This window comes from Pseudobacteroides cellulosolvens ATCC 35603 = DSM 2933 (assembly GCF_001262605.1).
In the GTDB taxonomy this organism is placed as follows: domain Bacteria; phylum Bacillota; class Clostridia; order Acetivibrionales; family DSM-2933; genus Pseudobacteroides; species Pseudobacteroides cellulosolvens.
The window spans coordinates 5,858,182-5,879,207 of record NZ_LGTC01000001.1 but is presented as its reverse complement, the minus strand read 5'-3'; the positions used below and the strand labels follow the sequence as shown (position 1 = coordinate 5,879,207).

General features: G+C 27.8%; 19 protein-coding genes, 2 tRNA genes and 1 pseudogene. 5 read left to right on the top strand and 17 right to left on the bottom strand.

Features of this window, described 5'->3' with window-relative positions; genetic code table 11:
* Positions 1-354: 354 nt before the first annotated feature.
* The 4 genes and pseudogenes from Bccel_RS24355 to Bccel_RS24345 all read right to left on the bottom strand — a co-directional run bounded on the left by Bccel_RS24355 (position 355) and on the right by Bccel_RS24345 (position 3,885).
* On the bottom strand, positions 355-2,016 hold the full coding sequence (locus tag Bccel_RS24355) for a YceG family protein (protein ID WP_036943305.1): 1,662 nt from the start codon (positions 2,014-2,016) through the stop codon (positions 355-357).
* A gap of 132 nt (positions 2,017-2,148) precedes the next feature.
* Positions 2,149-2,370 (bottom strand): annotated as a pseudogene (locus Bccel_RS29230) (DUF2508 family protein); the annotation flags it as partial.
* Between the two features lie 364 nt (positions 2,371-2,734).
* Positions 2,735-3,220 (bottom strand): YfcE family phosphodiesterase, encoded by a 486-nt coding sequence (locus tag Bccel_RS24350; RefSeq protein ID WP_036943300.1) that lies wholly within the window; start codon positions 3,218-3,220, stop codon positions 2,735-2,737.
* A gap of 50 nt (positions 3,221-3,270) precedes the next feature.
* Positions 3,271-3,885 carry an NUDIX hydrolase gene (locus tag Bccel_RS24345; protein ID WP_036943297.1) on the bottom strand — a complete coding sequence of 205 codons (615 nt, stop codon included), beginning with the start codon at positions 3,883-3,885 and terminating at the stop codon, positions 3,271-3,273.
* 400 nt (positions 3,886-4,285) lie between these two features.
* Between Bccel_RS24345 and Bccel_RS24340 the strand changes: the two genes are divergently transcribed.
* Positions 4,286-6,004 (top strand): VanW family protein, encoded by a 1,719-nt coding sequence (locus Bccel_RS24340; protein ID WP_050753798.1) that lies wholly within the window; start codon positions 4,286-4,288, stop codon positions 6,002-6,004.
* 90 nt (positions 6,005-6,094) lie between these two features.
* Here the strand turns inward: Bccel_RS24340 and Bccel_RS24335 are convergent, their stop codons facing one another.
* Positions 6,095-6,607: a hypothetical protein gene (locus tag Bccel_RS24335; RefSeq protein WP_036943294.1), complete on the bottom strand. Its 513-nt coding sequence runs from the start codon at positions 6,605-6,607 to the stop codon at positions 6,095-6,097.
* Between the two features lie 248 nt (positions 6,608-6,855).
* On the opposite strand from Bccel_RS24335, the gene Bccel_RS24330 reads away from it, so the two are divergent.
* The 3 genes from Bccel_RS24330 to pssA all read left to right on the top strand — a co-directional run bounded on the left by Bccel_RS24330 (position 6,856) and on the right by pssA (position 9,141).
* On the top strand, positions 6,856-7,431 hold the full coding sequence (locus tag Bccel_RS24330; RefSeq protein WP_036943293.1) for an S-layer homology domain-containing protein: 576 nt from the start codon (positions 6,856-6,858) through the stop codon (positions 7,429-7,431).
* A gap of 104 nt (positions 7,432-7,535) precedes the next feature.
* The gene (locus Bccel_RS24325) at positions 7,536-8,051 is read left to right on the top strand and encodes a hypothetical protein (protein WP_036943291.1); all 516 of its coding nucleotides are present in this window, start codon (positions 7,536-7,538) and stop codon (positions 8,049-8,051) included.
* A 532-nt stretch (positions 8,052-8,583) separates the two neighbouring features.
* A complete protein-coding gene (pssA, locus tag Bccel_RS24320; protein WP_036943288.1) occupies positions 8,584-9,141 on the top strand; it encodes a CDP-diacylglycerol--serine O-phosphatidyltransferase in 558 nt (185 codons plus the stop codon).
* A 182-nt stretch (positions 9,142-9,323) separates the two neighbouring features.
* Here pssA and Bccel_RS24315 read toward each other — a convergent pair.
* From Bccel_RS24315 to Bccel_RS24285, 7 genes are all read right to left on the bottom strand, one after another.
* Positions 9,324-9,415 (bottom strand) — tRNA-Ser (locus tag Bccel_RS24315).
* A 4-nt stretch (positions 9,416-9,419) separates the two neighbouring features.
* A tRNA-Ser gene (locus tag Bccel_RS24310) sits at positions 9,420-9,510 on the bottom strand.
* Between the two features lie 533 nt (positions 9,511-10,043).
* Positions 10,044-11,315 (bottom strand): serine--tRNA ligase, encoded by a 1,272-nt coding sequence (gene serS / locus Bccel_RS24305; RefSeq protein WP_036943285.1) that lies wholly within the window; start codon positions 11,313-11,315, stop codon positions 10,044-10,046.
* Positions 11,316-11,562: 247 nt separating this feature from the next.
* Complete coding sequence (locus Bccel_RS24300; protein ID WP_036943282.1) at positions 11,563-12,306, bottom strand: tetratricopeptide repeat protein; 744 nt, start codon at positions 12,304-12,306, stop codon at positions 11,563-11,565.
* A gap of 141 nt (positions 12,307-12,447) precedes the next feature.
* Positions 12,448-12,945: a DUF4446 family protein gene (locus Bccel_RS24295; RefSeq protein WP_036943277.1), complete on the bottom strand. Its 498-nt coding sequence runs from the start codon at positions 12,943-12,945 to the stop codon at positions 12,448-12,450.
* A 291-nt stretch (positions 12,946-13,236) separates the two neighbouring features.
* Positions 13,237-14,097: a ParB/RepB/Spo0J family partition protein gene (locus Bccel_RS24290; protein WP_036943275.1), complete on the bottom strand. Its 861-nt coding sequence runs from the start codon at positions 14,095-14,097 to the stop codon at positions 13,237-13,239.
* Positions 14,094-14,873 (bottom strand): ParA family protein, encoded by a 780-nt coding sequence (locus Bccel_RS24285; protein ID WP_036943478.1) that lies wholly within the window; start codon positions 14,871-14,873, stop codon positions 14,094-14,096. Before Bccel_RS24285 ends, Bccel_RS24290 begins: the two co-directional genes overlap by 4 nt.
* A gap of 762 nt (positions 14,874-15,635) precedes the next feature.
* On the opposite strand from Bccel_RS24285, the gene Bccel_RS24280 reads away from it, so the two are divergent.
* The gene (locus tag Bccel_RS24280; protein WP_036943272.1) at positions 15,636-15,905 is read left to right on the top strand and encodes a TMEM165/GDT1 family protein; all 270 of its coding nucleotides are present in this window, start codon (positions 15,636-15,638) and stop codon (positions 15,903-15,905) included.
* A gap of 46 nt (positions 15,906-15,951) precedes the next feature.
* Here the strand turns inward: Bccel_RS24280 and gyrB are convergent, their stop codons facing one another.
* The 5 genes from gyrB to dnaN all read right to left on the bottom strand — a co-directional run bounded on the left by gyrB (position 15,952) and on the right by dnaN (position 20,860).
* Entirely contained in the window at positions 15,952-17,931 is a 1,980-nt protein-coding gene (gene gyrB, locus Bccel_RS24275; protein WP_081927014.1) for a DNA topoisomerase (ATP-hydrolyzing) subunit B, read from the bottom strand.
* A gap of 45 nt (positions 17,932-17,976) precedes the next feature.
* Positions 17,977-18,246: an extracellular matrix regulator RemB gene (gene remB / locus Bccel_RS24270; protein ID WP_036943268.1), complete on the bottom strand. Its 270-nt coding sequence runs from the start codon at positions 18,244-18,246 to the stop codon at positions 17,977-17,979.
* Between the two features lie 132 nt (positions 18,247-18,378).
* Entirely contained in the window at positions 18,379-19,491 is a 1,113-nt protein-coding gene (recF, locus tag Bccel_RS24265; RefSeq protein ID WP_242853142.1) for a DNA replication/repair protein RecF, read from the bottom strand.
* A 27-nt stretch (positions 19,492-19,518) separates the two neighbouring features.
* A complete protein-coding gene (yaaA, locus tag Bccel_RS24260; RefSeq protein WP_036943261.1) occupies positions 19,519-19,725 on the bottom strand; it encodes a S4 domain-containing protein YaaA in 207 nt (68 codons plus the stop codon).
* Between the two features lie 28 nt (positions 19,726-19,753).
* The gene (dnaN, locus tag Bccel_RS24255; protein ID WP_036943258.1) at positions 19,754-20,860 is read right to left on the bottom strand and encodes a DNA polymerase III subunit beta; all 1,107 of its coding nucleotides are present in this window, start codon (positions 20,858-20,860) and stop codon (positions 19,754-19,756) included.
* Between the last annotated feature and the right edge of the window lie 166 nt (positions 20,861-21,026).

The window sequence follows — 21,026 nt, the reverse complement described above, 5'->3', positions numbered from 1 at the left end:
TTCTTTCTTTTAATATTATTTGATAATACTAAACAACAAAAATTACTTTTAAAACAGTAAAAACTTTTAAAAGCGACAATAATATCTATCAAAGTATATTATCGGCAAAAGTTTTTAATTTATTATACATTATATAACAAATTAGAAAAAAGTAAAATTAATTTTTAATATTTAAATTAAAATATTAAAAATTTTTATATTTTTCTTAATTTTTATCATTTTTTAATATATATTTGTTATATTTTATAACAAATAATTAATTATTTCTATATAATTAATTATTTATAATTTTCTGTTATATATGTTACGAAAAAATTTTACATTAGCAAATGCAGCTATATTCATCTTAAATTCCTAGCCACGGAAAAAACCCTTAAACACATCAAACATACTTGACTTATTTGTAACTTTTCTTTTTTTTATTTCTTTATAAATTTCCTTTGTTACATTAAGATTAAATCTTATATCTTCTAGATTATGCGTATTAAAAAGTTCATTCCTGATACCGTTTTCTATATTGTTATAGCCTGCTGGTGAAAATATTATAATATCCAAACCTATAGCGTTGAGTAATGCAATGGTAATATAGTCTTCCATACTAAGGCACTTTTCACTATTGTCATATATTATAAGCTTAGGTACCTCAAAAGGATAATCAAACCTTTGAAGGAGCTTTAAAATCTCTATTTGAAGATTAAACACCGTAGACATTACCCTTATTTTAAAATTTAGATCAATTTCAAAATTGAAATATTCCTTTTGTAATATCTCGTTAGCCTTATCTAATATATTGTCCTGCATTGATGTCTTTAAAAAATGGAGTGGGTAATCCTTACATGACTTTATTTTATTTTTGTCCAGCAATCCATTATTATTAAAGAAATCCCTATATTCATATCCTTTAGATAGTTCATTGGAAAATGGTACCCTGTCAATAATATAAACATAGTCTCCTTTATCATGTATAAGAGAGTTTATTTTCTCCCAGTACCTTGCAATTTCCTTATGTGTTCCGTTTATCTTGGCAAATATGTTAGGAATAATTACAGTGTTGTTATATATTCTAAATCCACTTCTATATCTGGCCTCTTTACTCCAAAAGAAAAAAATTTCTTCGTATGTGGTATTAAGTGTAATTGCCTTGGTAGGAAAATTTTCAAATTGCCTTGGTTTAAAGAGATTTGGGTTTTCTGCATTAACTGTTGACTCTACGCTTTTTTCCGCTTGATAGGCAGTTGTTGCCATAGTAACAATACTTTCTGCTTTTGGAAATTCCCTCATCGGAATCTTTCTTTCAAATTCAAGCTTAACACTAAATTTATTATCAGGATCAACATCTTTAAATTCAGAATCCGAAAAGGAATTGAAATAAATTATGTCAAAACCTATATTTGAAAGGAACGCCATAAAATATATTTCGTCTCTTTTTACATCTCCATAAAACAAAAACTTTGGATTATGCCCTGTAAAATCAAAATTCTTAAAATAATGAAGCCCGTATTTTTCAAACCAGTATATAATTTTAATACAAAAATTTTTTATTATACTTGGGTTTTTAGGATGCTTCTGGTTAGACATAAATAAATTAAGACACTTTTCAAATGCCTTTTTTATTATATAATTCTTAATTTCGCTGGTTGAAAACTTCAATATTCCTGCTCCTGATAGATTAGCAGCTAAATAAGGGGCTCTTAGATTAGTATCGGCCTTTATTTCATTCCAAATGCTATTTACCTTGTCAATAAACTGAGGGCTAACAGATGTATCAAGCCTGTTTTCAAACCTCTGGTAAATACCTTCAATCTTTCTTAACTCAATATCTAAATTATAAAGTTCATTATAATATTCGCTGTCACTATATTGTTCAATACCAATTATTCTGTAAAAATAAACGGGTAAGCTCAATAAACCCCCATTTATGCAATAACTTCTTCTGTCGACAGGTTTTAGTAGAACATCGCGATATATATCATTTGTTAAAATATTAATAGTGTTGTAATCATTAAATGTTTCCATTTATACCACCTGCTTGATATATTGCTTCTCATTATATTAAATCAAAACTATATAAAAATAACAAGCAGTTTTTATTTTGATATTCCCTTTTAAGCCACCTGCCTTAAAAAATATATAAATAATATTTATTACTTAATTAATATCGTCATTATCATATATTAAAACATCTGCCATTTCAATCTGTAGTCCCTTTATTTCATTTTCTTTTGCTTTTTTTATTAGATATTCATATCTTATTTGGCATGCTTTCATCATATATGTGTAATAGTCTACCGTTTCCTTATCATCTGCATAGTTAAAATTTGAACTTGCACAAATCCAGTCTCTTCTTGCGTTTTTTATACTTTCAATAAGCTCATTATATTCATTTTTTTAATATTTTGTAAGCCAGTCTTTTCTTTGAGCATAAATATTTTGGATAACCTTGATATAATACTTCCCTTATCCTGTTCCATCAAATTATTTTTGAGAGTTCCTGTGCTCATGGTAAATCTCCCCATATCTAAATTATAGTTTATATTAGGGCATTTCAAAAAATACATTACTCAAGTATTTTTTGTATAAGTATCATCAATTAAGATTTTTGAAATCCCTCATTTACCAGTAAATTATTTGTTAATACCTTATTCAAAGTATAAACAGAATTTGCCTTGTTTATACACCCATGAGCATAATTTAATTACTTTATTAGGTTATTACGTATTTTAAAACCTCCTTCTCAATAGCTTACAGGGCTTGCAAATTTGGAAACAATCCTACCTTCTTTAATCTCTATAATACAATAAGTTGGCCTGTCAGATTCTACCGGAACACTTATACTTCCAGGGTTTAAAACCATCATGTTCTCATAATAAAACTCCTCTGTTTTATGGGTATGTCCGAAAAAAACCGCGTCTGCTTTTAAAGAGATACCTTTAGATATTATCCTCTTATAATCATTTTTAACATTATAAAGGTGTCCATGCGTAATAAAAATTTTTTTCCCTTCAACTACAATTAATTTTTCAGTTGGATAATCTTTAGCCCAATCATTATTACCTGCAACAAATTCATACACAGGCTTTTTAACCTCTTCTCCTAACTTTAAAATATCTTTTAAAAAATCACCTAAGTGAATAATCATATCAATATCATCATACTTTTTAGCTGCTTTAACCATATTTAAGGTATAACCGTGTGAATCACTAAATAATAGTATTTTCATATATGTTTAGTCCTTAACTAATTTTGTGTTTTTATATATCTTTGAAGTTATTAGAGCTTCAAAATCATTTCATGATTTCTTTCTTTTAAATACTTATATACGGCATTTGAAGTCATATACCTGAACCTACCCCAATCTACCCAGTCACCATCCATATTCAGTAACGATTGAAGAATACTTTCAAAATCCTCAAGATTGGCTTCCATGACTTGACTTACCTCATCATCCGTTGCATCTTCTAAAAGCCTACCTCCTATCTCATTCAGTAAAAACATATACGAATAAAACATTGAGTACTCTCCATCATATGTAAATTTAATTTTTAAAACACCTATAAAGTCCGATATCTCAACTTCAAGACCAAGCTCTTCTTTAGTCTCCCTAATAATTGCTTGAATTATGTCCTCATTATAGTTAATCCCTCCAGTTGGAACCCTAAAAGTTCCTTTTGGATATTCATCACATGTTATGAGTATATATTTTCCATTTGGCCGTTGAACGCAAAATACAACCTCTCCACGCCTTTCTTTATTTGTAATACTTTTTTTCTTAATAACATATTCACATTTTGAACATTTTATCTCTATATCTTCAGCTTTTGCCCCCTTATTATATTTTTTGCACAAACAATTAAACTCATCCTGATTGAATATATTCAAAGTCATATATTTTTAGACACCTTTCTCCATTTTTAATTTTGATTATTTTAATGTATCCGAAATGTAAATTTATATTTTTAAAGACCTAGTTTAGTAATAAATAACATATAAAAATATATTGTTTTTTTCTATTAAAATTGCGATAATATAAATTAATTGCTCCTTATTCAAATGTTATTATGAAAAATATCTGAATAGGATTATATAGAATAAATAAGCATTATTATTAGGTGACTTAATAAATTTAAGTCTTAAGTTATTTTACATATATTTTTAAGTTTAATCACTAATTTAAATTAACCCTTAAATTTTATAGATTAATACAAACAAATCCTACTAATTAATATTATAATTTATTCTATATATATACAATACCAAATTTATAATAATTGGAGTGCTGTTTAGTATGAATACAGAAATTCAAAAGATAAAAAAGACAAGTCCCAAAAAGACAAATTCAAAAAGTAAAAAAACAGGTATTAATAAAATAATTAAAGTTTCAGTATTAACTTTAATTATACTTACTGCTATGTTTGCAGGCTTCTCCCTATATTCTGTACTTAATTATGACAGAATATACAACGGTGTATTTGTTAGCAGTTTTAATGCAGGCGGACTAACTAGAGATGAACTTACTAAATCACTTAACACAAATTATTCAAAGTCTATAATCGACAAGCAGCTTATATTAAAATACAAAGATAAGGTAGAAAAAATTTCAGTAAACGATATCGATTTCAAATACCAAATAGATAAAGCCGTTGAGGAGGCTTATGATATTGCAAGGTCAGGTAATATATTCAAAAGAGTTTATGATGTATTTAAAGTTGGAAAAGATAAAAAAGTTATTGAGATGTCTTATACATACAATAAAGATGAATTGGAAAAAGCAATTGAAGATTTAAATAAGACTGTATCAAATCCGGTTAAAAATCATGAGATTAAATTTTCAGATGACAAAGTAATATTAAAGACAGGTCATATCGGAGATGCTATTGATAAAACGGCTACATATAAATTACTGGAAGAATTACTTAAAAAAGCTGTTTTCAAGACGATTGATGTTCCTTCCATAAAAACCAATCCTGAAAAAATAGATGTTGAAAAGGTATATAATGAAATAAGCAAAAAACCTCAAAATGCCCAGTTTGTAGCTGAAGGAAAGACTTATAAAATTAAACCGGAAATTATGGGAAGAAGTATTGACAAATCTGTATTGGCTTCTATTATAAATGAAATACAAGAAAGTTATAATACAGAGAAAGTATTACCAGTAATTTTCTCAAAACCTGATATAACTGCAAATGATATACAAAATAATCTTTTTAAAGATACATTATCAACGTTTAGTACACGTTTTTCAACAGGAAACACCAATGATGCAAACAGAGGAGTTAATATAAGACTTGCTGCATCAAAAATAAATGGTAAAATTTTAGCACCTGGAGAAGTATTTTCATTCAACGATACTGTTGGAGAAAGGACTAAAGAAGGTGGTTACAAAGAAGCTCACACTTATGTAGCAGGTAAAATAGTAGATGGAATAGGCGGAGGTATATGTCAAGTTTCTACTACGCTATATAACGCTGTTTTAATGTCAGACCTTGATGTAGTTAGGAGATCTAATCATCAGTTTACAGTATCATATGTACCTTTTGGAAGAGATGCAGCAGTGTCATATCCAGATCTTGATTTAAAATTTAGGAATTCTACAAAGTGGCCTCTTAAAATAGTTTGTTATGTTACAAACAGCAATAATATTAATTTCTCGTTAATTGGAAAGAATGATACACCTACTAAACAAGTGATACTAAATACCAAAACAGTAAAAACCATTGAGCCTACTGTAAAAAATATTAATGATCCAACAATGAATGTGGGAACAACTTCTGTTGTTAAATCAGGAGGAAGGGGATATGTAATTGATACCTACAAAATAGTTAAAGTGGATAATAAGGTAATTAAGGATTCAAAAATCCATACAAGCTATTATAGGCCTCTTACACGTGAAGTAAAAGTAGGTACAAAAAAGCCTTCTAGCGGCACAACTTCATCACCTGTTGCAACAAAAAAACCTTCTACTAATATACAAAACGTTGATGATGTTGATAATCCACAGCCATAGCATTTAAATATATTATTTTAATAATTAATTTCAAAAATCTAGGAGGTAATCGTTAATAAACAATAACTTCCTAGATTTTATTTTACTTAATTAATATGTGTCAATACTCGTTGCATTATTAGATCTTAATATGTTAGCAATACTGTCAATCTTGTCCTCGTCTGTTTTCATGCTAAAAAGAACCTTCCCTGATTTAATATCTCCCTCATATTGCTTGCTTTTATTTTCTGGAATACCTAAATCAACTAATCCTCCGACAATACTTCCTGTTACAGCTCCTGAAAGCAATCCTGTTATAGGACCTGCAGCTGCTATAATTCCTAATCCAGGAATCACCATACTGCCTGCACCTATAAGTAAGCCAGCTAGTCCACCTAATATTCCTCCAGTCACTACACCGTCTGAAATATTATCATTAACAGCACCTCTAGCGGTATTTTTATTGTCGGTACCCATTGTAGCTGATGTTCCCCTATCGCCTTGTGATTCATCCTTTGTAACTATTGATATATCATCAGTTCTTAATCCTTTTGCTTTAATCTCATTCGCTGAGTTCTCAGCATTTGTGTAACTATCGAATAAAGCGACAATAGTCTTTGACATTGCTTAGCCTCCAATATAATTCATTTTCATAGATTATTATTTGTATGTGTATCAATTTTATTCTGATATTTATTATTTGTTTTTAATAATCATTTAATCATTTTATAGTTTAATATTATAGTATAACTTTATTAATAATAAGTGTAATTAATTTTTAATATGATAAGGATATTTTATAGTGTATAATTTATATATGAATTTAAAGTAACCTGATAAGGTTCGTTATATTAATTTGAGAGGTGTAAAAAATGAAGTCTAAGATACGATCACGATTATTAAATTTAGTAATTGCTGTTTCTCTTATTTCTATTCCTTCAAATTATTCTTTAGCAGAAAATCCATCAATTGATACTGCAGCAAATAATCTTGTAAACTTAAAAATCATGCAAGGTTATGGCGACGGTGATTTAAGGCTTCAAAATAAAATTAACAGAAGTGAGTTTGTTACCCTTATTGTAAAGATGTTAGGTTATGATAGCGATTCTGATCTTGACACTTATAAATTATCCTTTAAAGACGTTTCCAAAACTAATTGGGCTTATAACTATATTAAAGCTGCAGTTAAAAATAAACTCGCATATGGAACAAATGAAAATAAGTTTAATCCAGCTAATAATATAACCTATGCTGAAGCCTTAACAGTAATGGTAAGAGCACTTGGGTATGAGAACTCACTAAAAGGCCAATGGCCTCAAAATGTTATTGAAAAAGCTTCGGAATTGGGAATTGACAATAATATTGAGCTAGAACCAAATACACAGATTACTAGAGGTGAAATGGCCCTAATAATTGATAACTCAATTTCAATTGAAACGGTTGATTAATCAAATATGCTATAATAGAATTTGACAAAATAAATTATCAAAGTCTATAATTTAATTTATACTATACTTAAAATGCTAAGGAAATTTTTTAAAGGTGGCAATTGATGCAATTCGATAGTGTTATAATAATATTGCTTTTACTATTTATTTTTCCCATTGTAATTTTATTTTCTAATCCTAATATATTTTTCGCTATAACATCAATAATAATTATATTATCATCTATGAAGAAAATAAATATGATACTTTTTGAGAATAACCCTAATGATGAAAATGTTGAAAATATAGATGAAGAAGTTATTGAGGAATTTGAGACAATTTCAGATATTGATTTTAAACAACTAATAAAAGGTATTAGATCTCTTTGGAATCTTTTTGTTATAATCTTTTTTGTTTATTGTATCTTTTACGTAAATAATATAATACTTAAAGAACTATCAATAATTTTAATAGCTTATAGGCTTTTGAAGCTTATAGACATACTGAACATTATAAACATAGCTAAGACTGTACCTTATTTTTATAAAATAAAGAACTTTTTATTAGTAATTGTTAATTCATTTTCTATTATATTTATTACTATTGTATGTTGCAATAAATTTATTAGGTTTTATTTTTAATAAAATCTAATAAATTTATTACATTGCTTAGACTTTTAAACCGCTATTTTATATTTTTTCTTTACCTAATATACGTTCCCTTAAGTTTTTTCAAGAAAAGTTACAATAAAATACCCGATAAATAAAAATAACAGCTAAAATAAATATATTTTTTATTCATATATATCCATTTTGAAAAAAGCTGTTGTTTACTTTTCATAACTAGACTTTTTATACCTAAAACACTTGTAGATTAATATTATTTTAATTATAATCTTATTAGATGTAAACATATATGCAATATTAAAATTAATTATCACATATAAACTATATAAAAGTTTTAATAATTTTGCATTTGACAAAGCAAATAACAATTAATCTAACTGGATTTGTGACAAACAAGTGTATAGGATATTCCATGTAAATTTATTTAAATTTACATGGAAAAAAATAATAAATACCTGCAAAAAAAAATATGCTATAGTAGTAATGAATATAATTAAGAGAATGAAAATTATTTGTTTATAAATATATTTAATTATGGGGTGATTAGTTGAAAAATTTTAAAGGCACTTTACCTAATATATTAACATTATTAAATCTGTCATTAGGTGTTATTGCTATATTACTCGCTGTAAATGCTGAAAAAAACAATTATAATCAGCTTTTTCAGGCATCACTGCTTGTTATAATCGCAGCATTAACTGATAGATTTGACGGAAAGGTAGCCCGCTTGCTTGACGTTACCAGTGACCTAGGTAAAGAGCTAGATTCCTTGTCTGATTTAATATCTTTCGGTGTTGCACCAATAATAATTGCATGGAAGATAAATGATTATAGCTATCTCGGCATTTTAGGTTATTTAATAGCTGTCATTTTTCCTGTAGCTGGTGCATATAGGCTTGCACGATATAATATAAGCGTTTTTGACAATGTATTTAGAGGCATACCAATTACTATAGCCGGTGCTTTTATTTCAATAATGAACCTGTATACATGCTTCTCAATGTTACGTAACAAGTATTCTCAAATTAATTCATATATACTAATCGGAATGGTTATTGTTCTCTCTTTCCTAATGGTTAGTAAAATAAAGTTTAAAAAAATATAATACTTATTATTTAAAACAAGGCATTCATATTTATAGTGAATGCCTATTTTATTTCATAACATTCTTTATTTCAGTTCAACCTCTATTCATTGAAGTTCATGCTAATTTTTGTAGAAATAAAATAATAACGGTACTGTTTTTATCTTTCAAAATAAAAACAGTACCGTTATTCTCTTAAACTATGGCGGAGAAGCAGGGATTCGAACCCTGGCTCCGATTGCTCGGACTAACGGTTTAGCAAACCGTCCCCTTCGACCTGCTTGGGTACTTCTCCATATTGGCGGAGAGAGTGAGATTCGAACTCACGGTAGCCTCACGACTACGCCGGTTTTCAAGACCGGTGCCTTAAACCAACTCGACCATCTCTCCATTAACAAGCGACGAATTATATTTTACATTGAAATTCTCATTATGTCAATACTTTATCACTAATATTTTATTTAAAGTTTTTACCATTTAAAATTAGGTCAGAATATCAATATTTCAATTAATATTATACACATTTGTCTTTTATATATAACAAGTAAGTAGTAATTAGTAATGACTCAAATATAACTGCCGCTGATAATTTCTCTCTAACATACCAGCTTAAATTCTCAAAACTATATGTTTTGCAATAATCATTTTACAGTTTTAATTATTGCAAAACATTTTCCTTGATTCATATGTTGCGAAAAATTCATTTTTTATAATACAAATGCAGACGATTCAACTGCATTTGCTAATGTAAAAGATTTTTCGTAACATATATAGATTTATATCGGATGTAATATCTTAGTCATTACATAACAATTACTTTAATACAACCAGATCATATTATATTTTATTTATTTACAATTGTGATATATTCATTTATAAATTTAAACATATATCTACGTTAATTGTAATTTGCTAACATATTATTATTTTAATAATTCCATAGAATTAAAATATTTCCTTAATGCCTCAGGAATTATCACAGAGCCATCTGCTTGTTGGTAATTTTCCAATATACATGCTGTTGTTCTTCCTATTGCTACTCCTGAACCATTTAAAGTATGAACAAACTCAGGCTTGTCTTTTACAGATTTTCTAAACCTAATACCTGCTCTTCTAGCTTGGAAAGATTCAAAATTACTACATGATGATATTTCCACATATCTATTATAACTTGGCATCCAAACCTCTAAATCATATTTCATTGCTGCTGTAAATCCTAAATCTCCGATACATATCTTAACTACCCTATATGGTATACCAAGTATTTGCAGAACTTCTTCAGCATCTTTTGTAAGTTTTTCAAGTTCATCATATGATGTATCTGGTGTAGTAAACTTAACTAATTCAACCTTGTTAAACTGATGCTGTCTTATTAGACCTCTTGTATCTCTGCCGGCTGCACCTGCTTCAGCTCTAAAACATGCTGAATAAGCTACGTGTTTTATTGGTAGATCTTTTTCATCAAGTATTTGCTCTCTATACATATTGGTAACAGGTACTTCTGCTGTTGGAACAAGAAAATAATCCGTACCATTGACCTTAAATGAATCTTCTTCAAACTTAGGCAACTGACCTGTGCCTACCATACTATTTCTATGAACCATAAATGGCGGAAAAACCTCTGTATATCCATGCTTGTCAACATGCAAGTCCAGCATAAAATTCATTAAAGCTCTTTCCAGCCTTGCCCCCAATCCTTTATAAAAAGTGAATCTGGCACCGGTAACCTTAGCAGCTGTTCCAAAATCAAGTATATTTAAGTTTTCACCTATTTCCCAATGTGCCTTCGGCTCAAAATCAAACTTTCTCGGTTCTCCCCATTTTCTGATTTCAACATTATCCTCATCGGTATCTCCCATAGGAACACTCTCATTAGGAATATTAGGAATAGTCAGCATTATTTTTTCTATCTCTTCATCTAATGATCTTACTTTATTATCTAATTCCTTAATATCATCAGATAAAGCTTTCATTTCGTCCATTAAAGAAGCTACATCTTTGCCTTCTTTTTTATATTGAGGAATAAGTTTTGATGTAACATTCTGTTTATTTTTTAATTGTTCAACATTTTGAATAATATCTCTTCTATTTTCATCAAGTTTTAAAAAACCATCGATATCAAAATTTTCTTTTCTTTTTTGAAGTGCTTTCTTCAATAATTCCGGATTACTCCTTATTGTTTTTAAATCAATCATAAGTCCTTATCCCCTTTTGTCTTTTAATAACTTTTAATAATTATACTATATTAAACCATATTAATCTACATATGTTGCAAAAAAGATTTAACATTAGCAAATGCAGTTGAACCACCTTCATTTGAATTAAGATAATGAATCTTTCAAAAAACATTGATCAATGAAAATGTTTTGCAATATTAAAAAATGTAATATTATTATTGCAAAACATATAAATTAAAGGTTATATTATTAATCTAGCAATATTTTAGTAATTATCTAACACCTTAAGAAGCCTTTTAACTTCTTTTGTGTAGCTTGAATCTTTATAATTATTCAATATTTCTTCAAAATCTTTTCTTGAATTAACCTTGTCACCAATATTTAAATATGAATATGCTTTTAAATAATAACAATCATCTGACAAGTAATTATGTTTTGAAAAATTCAAAGAATCTCCGAATTTCTGAATAGCATCATAATATAATTTTTGCTTATAGCTCTTATAACCTTGCATATATAAATCCCTTGCAGCTTTATCAAATACATCGACTGATAAATTATTATACATATCCTTTCCTATGGAATTCAAGTTATTATTATCGCAATTATTCATTAATATATCTGCACTTTTAACATAATTTTTATTATCATATTCTTTTTTTGCTAGTAAAAGCTGATCGTATGAGTTCATAGTCTCTAAATAATTTTTTCTAACATTTTCAATTTCATTTTTAGATGTTTTCAACTTATTTTTTTCATTCTCCAATTGTTTCTCTAAATTAGCAATCTCCTTGTTTAAATTATTCTTTTCTTCAAGGGCACTATTTAAGTTATTTTGATACAGAAGACTTTTCTTTTCTTCATTTGTTAATTTACCTATATATTCATTTAAACTCTTATCAGTCTTAATTTGGCTATAATATGTTAATAAAAGTACAACAAATGCACTTGTAAAAAGTATAACTGCATATAGCCACACCGTCTTCTTTATATTTTTTTTATCGCCCAACTATCTCACACCTTTACATATAATAATTAAGTAATGATAAAATTATTTTTTTATTATCTAATATTGACGAATTAGTCAACAATCAAGTCAAATTTATAGCAAATATATATATGTTTCTTTAATAAAAATAATAGTGTAAAATTAATTTTTCTTAGCCTCATTTAAAGCTTGTACTTCTTCTTCAGACAACATATATTTCGAATTTCCATTAATAATAGGCTTTGCATAAGTTGAAGAACTATCTCTTGAGTAAATTCCGCTTATAATAATACCATTATCATTGCTGTCAAGCAAAGCAATAGAATAACTTAAATCACTTCCCATATTTTCAAATGCATTGTATCTAATTACTCCAACTTTATGAATACAATTTACTAGCTTTTTATCTATATTAGTTATCCTATTATCTATTTCTTTATTTTCTGATATTATAGAATCTGTTCTATCCATAATAATATTAAGCAACTCTTCTAAATTTCTTTCTCCTTCCAAACTCATAAACCTATTGTACTTTCTCTTTAATTTTTTTACTTTTGATCTATTTGAGATAAGTAATAAAAACAATATGAAACTAAAAACGAAGTTTATGGAAAAAATAATTATTGTTTCAATATTTAAATTTTCTAAAGAGAAATCCATAGTATATCTCCTTTATATTTCTTTTGTATAATAATATTAATTTATAAATATATTTTATTTCATAAAGATCTTAATTTATATAAATAAATAATATATTGTTTCACGTGAAACATTTAAATTTTCATAAAAAAAATTATAACATTATTATTCTGTCTCAATTATATTTTATTATAATAAACTATATAATTTTGAATTGTACGTTTTAAAACTCTCTATTATGCCATTTAACAAATTTTTATTTCTTACATGATATTATATTACCCATCTAATTTTCTTGTCTTATTTTTAATTTTAGGAGGTCGTTTTTTTAGTAGACATAACTTCTACCATCTCAATAATTCTATCCAGCTCTTCCAAGGAATAATATTCAATCATAATTTTTCCTTTTTTATTCTTTTCTACTATTTGTACTTTTGTTCCTAGTATATCTTTTAATCTTTCTTCAATGGCATTATAATTATCATTTCTATTATTTTCCTTATGCGTTTTTTTCTTTGTTAAGTACTTTTTAACTAACTTTTCAGTATCTCTTACATTCAACCCACTATTTTTTATTTCTTCTGCTACTTTTTCCTGTATTTTTTCATCGTCAATAGAAAGCAAAGCCCTTGCATGTCCTGAACTCAAAGAACCATTTATTAAATATTCCTTAATTGTAGTGTTTAAATGCAGCAATCTTATTGTATTTGCTATAGCAGATCTACTCTTTCCAACTACACTTGCAACTTCATCTTGTGTCATATTATATTCTTTTATGAGCTTTTCAAATGCTTCAGCTTCTTCTATTGGATTTAAATCCTCTCTTTGAATGTTCTCAATTAAAGCAATTTCCATTACCTGCTTATTTGAAAGCTCTTTTAACAGTACAGGGACTTTTGTAAGACCTGCAATTCTTGCAGCTCTCCACCTTCTTTCACCCGCTACAATTCTATATACACCATCTTCATTCTTTACAATTATAGGTTGTACTATTCCATGTTGTTTAATTGACTCGGCAAGATGAGTAAGTTTATCGTCGTCAAAGTATTTTCTAGGCTGTCCTTTATTTGGCTCTATTTCATTAATCTTTAATTCCATTATTCCCTTATCTTCATTAGTTGTTCCTTCATCAATTAGAGCACCTAAACCTTTTCCTAAGCCTTTTTTAATCATAATTTACTCATCTCCTCAGTATATTCTATGACTTCTTCGGCTAATTCTAAATAACACTCTGCACCCTTGGATTTTGGATCGTAAAGAATTATAGGAAGTCCAAAACTTGGTGCTTCACTTAACCTTACGTTTCTTGGAATTATTGTTCTATAAACTTTGTTTTTAAAATATTTTTTCACTTCTTCCACTACTTGAATTGAAAGATTTGTTCTTGCATCAAACATAGTAAGTACAACACCTTCAACATCTAATTTATTGTTTAAATGTTTTTGTACTAGCTTTACAGTATTCATCAATTGACTTAGTCCTTCTAAAGCATAATATTCGCACTGAATAGGAACTAGTATTGTGTTAGATGCTGTTAAAGAATTTAAAGTTAATAAACCAAGAGAAGGTGGGCAATCAATTATTATATAATCAAAATGGGGAACTATAGATGAAATTGATAACTTTAACCTCGTTTCTCTTGACATCATAGAAACTAGTTCAACTTCAGCTCCAGCCAGCTGAATATTTGAAGGACACAATTTTAATCCCTCTATAGCTGTATCAACCATTGTATTTTTAATATCCACATCGTTTATAAGTACATCATATATTGATAAATCAATATTTTTTTTATCAACACCAAGACCGCTTGTTGTGTTACCCTGAGGGTCTATATCAATAACTAAAACTTTTTTACCTTTATATGCTAGGCAGGAACTAAGGTTAACTGCTGTGGTAGTTTTACCAACTCCCCCTTTTTGGTTTGCAATTGAAATAATTTTTGCCAACAACACCACTCCTCCAGATATTATTATTAACTTAATTCTTTAGATAATTTTATACTTTGTATTATCTACTAATTTTAAATATTCGCTTTAGATATTTATTTCATTTAATTAGAAAGTTATTAATATTCATATAAATGCACATTTACGAATATTTATATAGCTTTAAATATCTAATTAGGCTAATATATATATGTTATATCTCTTAGACTTTTTTTTCAATATAAATTATATACATTTAATAAACAATATCACAAATATATTTTTAATTAGCTATTTTATTTAATATTGTATAAATAATTACTAAATCTATCAAACTTTTTTTATAAAAATACATAATCTAAACATAAATTAATGTTTCACGTGAAACATTAATTTATGTTTTAAAATTTATATACAGATATATAATTCACCAATACTTTTAAACTCATCAGTCTCTTAAAGTAGAATTTATAATTAAATCTTTATTATTACAAAAAAATTTTTATTTATTTTGACTTTATACATAAATGCTTATATATTATTAAATATAATCATCTTTTAATTGTTTAATAGTACATTTCATTGAGTTTATTATATGATATTTAAATTACAAGACAAATATTTATTTTCTTATGGTTAGTTATATATTTATATTAGAATTCAATTAATTATGTAAACTTCTTTTAAAAATATCATTTATTAAGAATATTATATAACCCAATCCTCATATAATTTTATGAACATAATTAAATTATATAAATAAAATTATAAAGGAGTAATAACGTGTTAAAAACAATCTTTACAACATTTATTTTAGTTTTTATCGCAGAATTAGGTGACAAAACACAACTTTCTACAATGATGCTTGCATCAAAATCAAATTCGATTTGGCATGTATTTTTAGGGTCCTCTTTAGCACTTATATTATCTTCTTTATTAGGTGTTTTCGCAGGATCCTTATTACACAAGTATATTCCAATATACTATATACAATTAATTTCCGGCGGAGCATTTATTATTATTGGAATTCTCTTGTTATCAGGTAAAATATAAAAAGCCATTTAAGGCCTTTTATATTTTTTAGAATATTTATTTTTTACTATATATCAAGATTAGTAACCATTCTTGCATGATTTGTTATGAACTCTTTTCTTGGCTCAACTTTATCTCCCATCAATATTGTAAATATCTCGTCTGCAGCTACTGCATCTTCCAATTCTACTTTTAGTATAGTTCTTTTCGATGGGTCCATTGTTGTCTCCCAAAGCTGATCAGGATTCATTTCACCTAAACCTTTATATCTTTGAATAGAACATTCTTCTTTTTTCCATTGCCTTTCAATACTAAGTTTATCAACTTCCTTTTCGTTATAAGCATAAAAGAATTCTTTTCCCTTTGATACCTTATACAATGGAGGTTGTGCTATATAAATATGTCCGGCTTCAACAAGAGGCTTCATATACCTAAAGAAGAATGTCAGCAAAAGTGTTCGAATATGTGAACCGTCTACATCCGCATCAGCCATAATAATAATTTTATGATATCTTAACTTTGAAATATCAAAATCATCACCTATGCTAGCACCTAAAGCAGTTACAACAGGAAGTAACTTTTCATTTTCATAAACCTTATCTATTCTTGACTTTTCAACATTGAGCATTTTTCCCCAAAGAGGTAGTATAGCTTGAAATTTTCTATCCCTTCCCTGCTTTGCAGATCCTCCTGCGGAATCTCCCTCAACAATATATATTTCACATAATGATGCATCTTTTTCCTGACAGTCAGCTAATTTTCCAGGCAAAGTTGTAGATTCCAATGCACTTTTCCTTCTGGTTAATTCTCTTGCTTTTCTTGCTGCCTCTCTTGCTCTTGCTGCAGTTATACACTTTTCTAAAATTGTCTTTGATATTGAAGGATTTTCTTCTAGAAAATCTGTTAGTTTTTCATTAACTACATTTTCTACAAGACTTCTCATTTCACTATTACCTAATTTTGTTTTAGTTTGTCCTTCAAACTGAGGCTCAGGTATCTTTACACTAATAACGGCTGTCATGCCTTCTCTTATATCTTCACCTTGTAAATTCTTATCATTTTCTTTTATAAAATTATATTTTCTTGCGTAATCATTAAATACTTTAGTAATAGCAGTTTTAAAACCTGTTAAATGTGTTCCCCCTTCAGTAGTTGCTATGTTATTTGCAAAACTGAATATATTTTCAACATATGAATCGTTAAATTGTAATGCTATTTCTACGATAGACCCATCTTTATGTCCTTCAATATATATAGGGTTTTTAAACAGTACTTCTTTATGTCTGTTATTGTATTCAACAAATGATATTATACCGCCTTCATAATGAAGGACCTTTTCAATTCTTTCCTCAGGTCTTTCATCTATTAATTTAATAGTTATATTTTTATTTAAGAAAGCCAGCTCTCTAAATCTGTTTAATAATATATCATAGTCGTATACAAGTTCATCGAATATTTCCGGATCAGGTTTAAATATAGTTTTTGTTCCTGTAGTTTCTTTACTCCCAATTACTTCCAAATCAGTGACTACTTTTCCTCTTTCATATCTTTGCCTATATATGTTTCCATCCCTTGCAACTTGCACCTCCAAATATTCAGATAGAGCATTAACAACAGATGCACCGACACCATGCAATCCACCTGAAACTGAATATCCTTCACCGCCGAACTTACCACCTGCATGCAAAATTGTATGAACAACCTCCACTGTGGGTATCCCCATTTTTGGGTGTATACCTATTGGAATCCCTCTTCCATTATCTATATTTGTAATAGAGTTGTCCTTATTTATTATAACTGTTATTTCCGAACAGTATCCTGCTAACGCCTCGTCAATACTATTATCAACAATTTCATAAACCAAATGATGAAGCCCTCTGCTAGAAGTGCTTCCAATATACATTCCGGGCCGTTTTCTTACAGCTTCCAACCCTTCTAAAACCTGAATTTGATTTTCGTCATAAGCAGCTTTATTCTTCTCTTTTTCCAGTATATTACTATCTTTTTCTATATTTTCATCTTCAATTATCTTATCCTCTTCTTGCATCTTTTCCTCCACATTCTATATTAAAAATTATAAATATTTTAATTTTTATATATTTGATATATCATTTATAAATCCTGAACGTTTTTGTAAAGTAACAGATGATATTGGAGAAAGATATATCTTACTTTTTTTATCAATCTCTGTAATAATAAAAGATTTGGGAAGATCTTGCGATATACTTTCTATGAAACCCTCTTCCTCCGCTATTTTTAAAAAATCTTTAGAATCTTTTGATATAGTAGTAGTTTCTATATCCATAATAGCAATTATATTTTTTAATGGAAGAACTACATCTCCTCCAATGTGTAAAAACATTCGTTTTCCTCCTGATTCAAGGATTTATTTTATATTTTATTTATTTATATATATCTTATATATTTTATATTAAGTATAACGAAAGTGCAAATTCGTTTTATAAAAATTACTAAATATATTATAATATTATTTTCAACCTTCGTTTTCATTAATATTATTAACAATTTTACCATTTTCTATTTTAATAAAACATGTTTCTTTATCAATACCTTTTATAAATTCATTCTTATCTGTACATGTAATAAATGTTTGTATATTCTTTATATTTTCTATCAAATACTCTCTTCTTTTTGAATCAAGCTCAGACATTACATCATCTAAAAGTAATATTGGATATTCACCACTGCTTTCTTTAACAATTTCCAACTCTGAAAGCTTCAGTGATAATATAGCTGTACGCTGCTGCCCCTGTGAGCCGTATTGCTTCAAGCTTGTACCGTTTATCAATATATCAAGATCATCTCTTTGTGGACCTACAAGAGTAGTACCTTTTTGAATTTCTTTACTCTTTTCTTCTTCAAGTCTTTTTAAAAAAATATTTTTTATATCATCTCTTCCCGGATCAATCCTAATTGAAGAAATATATTTTATTTCAAGTTTTTCTTTTTCATTAGTAATATTTTTATGATATTTTTCAGCTATTTTATATAAACATTTAATAAATTTTATTCTTTCGGCAATTATTTTTGATCCAGTTTCAGCAAGGCTTTGATTCCAAACATCCAGAGTAGTGATGCTTTCTTTTCTTAAATAAATTTCTTTAAGAAGATAATTCCTCTGATTTAAAATTCTTAGATACTGCTGTAGGTTATAAAAATACGATGGCTTTAACTGACTTAAAGCTATATCTATAAACCTTCTTCTTTCTGAAGGACCTTCTTTAATTATTTGTAAATCCTCAGGCGAAAACATTACTGAATTTAGCTGTCCCATTAAATTTCCAATTTTTTTAATAGCAATTTCATTTATTAAAATACTTTTCTTTTCTTTTTTGCTATAATTTATTTCAATACTATTGTCATTTCTTTCTTCTTTGCTAAATAGTACTTTTACAAAATATTTATCTTCTCCATATTTAACAAGTTCATTATCTTTATTTGTCCTATGAGATCTACCGGTTGTGCATAAATAGATAGCTTCCAAAATATTAGTCTTCCCTTGAGCGTTGTTTCCGTAAATAATATTAAAGCCATTATTAAAACTGGCCTCTAAAAAACTATAGTTTCTATAATTCTTCAATAACATTCTATCTATATACAAATTTATCCCGGCCTATTCTATTATAAACTTTTTTTCATCAACTTCAATAATATCTCCAGGTCTTAATTTTTTACCTCTTCTAATCTCTACTTCTCCGTTTACACATACACAACCATTATAAATTATTTCCTTTGCATCTGAACCTGACCCAACTATACTCATCCATTTTAAAAATTGATCTAACTTAATAAACTCAGTATCTATTTTTACTTTTTCCATTTTTTACTCCTTTTGTAAATCCCACGACTTATGTATCTTTATTCATTCTTACAGGTAAAACCATATACGCAAATTCTTCCCCGCTTATTGGAAATATAGTACTTGGACCTATTTCAGATGTAAATACTATTTTTATTCTTTCTTCATCGATCGCTTTTAGTGCTTCAATAAAGTACCTTGGATTAAAACCTATTTCCATTTTTCTCCCAGTCATTTCAACTCTAATCTCTTCTCTAACTGTACCTAGTTCAGTACTTGATGACAATATAATTTTTTCATCCTCTATATCAAATTTAAGCGGATACTTTTTTTCTTCGTTTGATATTAAAGATGCTCTTTCCAAGCTGCTTAAAAATTCCTTTTTTTCAACAATAACCTCTGTATCATAATCTGAAGGTATAATACTTTTATAATCCAAATACTCACCTTCTATTATCCTAGATAATATTTTAACATTATTTAAATCAAATAAAACATGATTTTTTGAACTTATAATTTTCATTTCTTCATCTTCAGGCTGCAATATTTTAACAATTTCATTCATTGTTTTACCTGGTACTATAACTTTTATTAAGCTAAATTCTTCTTCTGATACCCTTCTTCTTTGTGCCATCCTAAAACCATCTATAGCGACAAAGTCAAGTTCCTTTCCATTTGATTCTATAAGTATTCCTTTTAGGACAGGCCTGTTATCATCAAATCCAACAGCAAATATAGTTTGTCTTATCATGTCACGTAATATATTTTGAGTAGAAACAAACATATTTTCGTTTTCTATCATTTGAAGTTCGGGATATCCTTCCGATGGAATGCCCTTAATCTCGAAATGCGAATTCTCACACTCTATTATGACCTTTCCATTATCCTTTACCTCAATCAGAATTTCCGATTCGGGTAGCTTTCTTACTATGTCCCCCAGCATTTTTGAATTTATTACTATTGATCCTTCTCTTCTTATATCCGCTTCTATTGTACATTCTATTCCAATTTCCAGATCATTACCCGTCAACTTAAAATTATTTCCCGCTTTTAGCAGTATCCCTTCAAGTATTTGCATGGTACTTTTTGTAGATACAGCCTTTTGCACTATATTTATTCCTTCAAGTAATTTTTCCTTCGAACAAATAACTTTCATCCAAGTTCCTCCTTTATAATAATTAATAATTTTTCAGTAATAATAATAATAAGTGCTGTTGATTTTGTTAATAACCGATACAACGCGGATTATTTCCCATGTTTAAGATTGTTAATTAATTGTTGATATCTGTTATAAAATTATCAACAGTATAAAGTTAAGTTTT

Excerpts from the sequence above, each read along its gene's own strand:
- Bccel_RS24355 (WP_036943305.1), bottom strand. The coding sequence starts at position 2,016 with ATGGAAACATTTAATGATTACAACACTATTAATATTTTAACAAATGAT.
- Bccel_RS24350 (WP_036943300.1), bottom strand. The coding sequence starts at position 3,220 with ATGAAAATACTATTATTTAGTGATTCACACGGTTATACCTTAAATATG.
- Bccel_RS24345 (WP_036943297.1), bottom strand. The coding sequence starts at position 3,885 with ATGACTTTGAATATATTCAATCAGGATGAGTTTAATTGTTTGTGCAAA.
- Bccel_RS24340 (WP_050753798.1), top strand. The coding sequence starts at position 4,286 with ATGAATACAGAAATTCAAAAGATAAAAAAGACAAGTCCCAAAAAGACA.
- Bccel_RS24335 (WP_036943294.1), bottom strand. The coding sequence starts at position 6,607 with ATGTCAAAGACTATTGTCGCTTTATTCGATAGTTACACAAATGCTGAG.
- Bccel_RS24330 (WP_036943293.1), top strand. The coding sequence starts at position 6,856 with ATGAAGTCTAAGATACGATCACGATTATTAAATTTAGTAATTGCTGTT.
- Bccel_RS24325 (WP_036943291.1), top strand. The coding sequence starts at position 7,536 with ATGCAATTCGATAGTGTTATAATAATATTGCTTTTACTATTTATTTTT.
- serS (WP_036943285.1), bottom strand. The coding sequence starts at position 11,315 with ATGATTGATTTAAAAACAATAAGGAGTAATCCGGAATTATTGAAGAAA.
- Bccel_RS24295 (WP_036943277.1), bottom strand. The coding sequence starts at position 12,945 with ATGGATTTCTCTTTAGAAAATTTAAATATTGAAACAATAATTATTTTT.
- Bccel_RS24290 (WP_036943275.1), bottom strand. The coding sequence starts at position 14,097 with ATGATTAAAAAAGGCTTAGGAAAAGGTTTAGGTGCTCTAATTGATGAA.
- gyrB (WP_081927014.1), bottom strand. The coding sequence starts at position 17,931 with ATGCAAGAAGAGGATAAGATAATTGAAGATGAAAATATAGAAAAAGAT.
- remB (WP_036943268.1), bottom strand. The coding sequence starts at position 18,246 with ATGTTTTTACACATTGGAGGAGATGTAGTTCTTCCATTAAAAAATATA.
- recF (WP_242853142.1), bottom strand. The coding sequence starts at position 19,491 with ATGTTATTGAAGAATTATAGAAACTATAGTTTTTTAGAGGCCAGTTTT.
- yaaA (WP_036943261.1), bottom strand. The coding sequence starts at position 19,725 with ATGGAAAAAGTAAAAATAGATACTGAGTTTATTAAGTTAGATCAATTT.
- dnaN (WP_036943258.1), bottom strand. The coding sequence starts at position 20,860 with ATGAAAGTTATTTGTTCGAAGGAAAAATTACTTGAAGGAATAAATATA.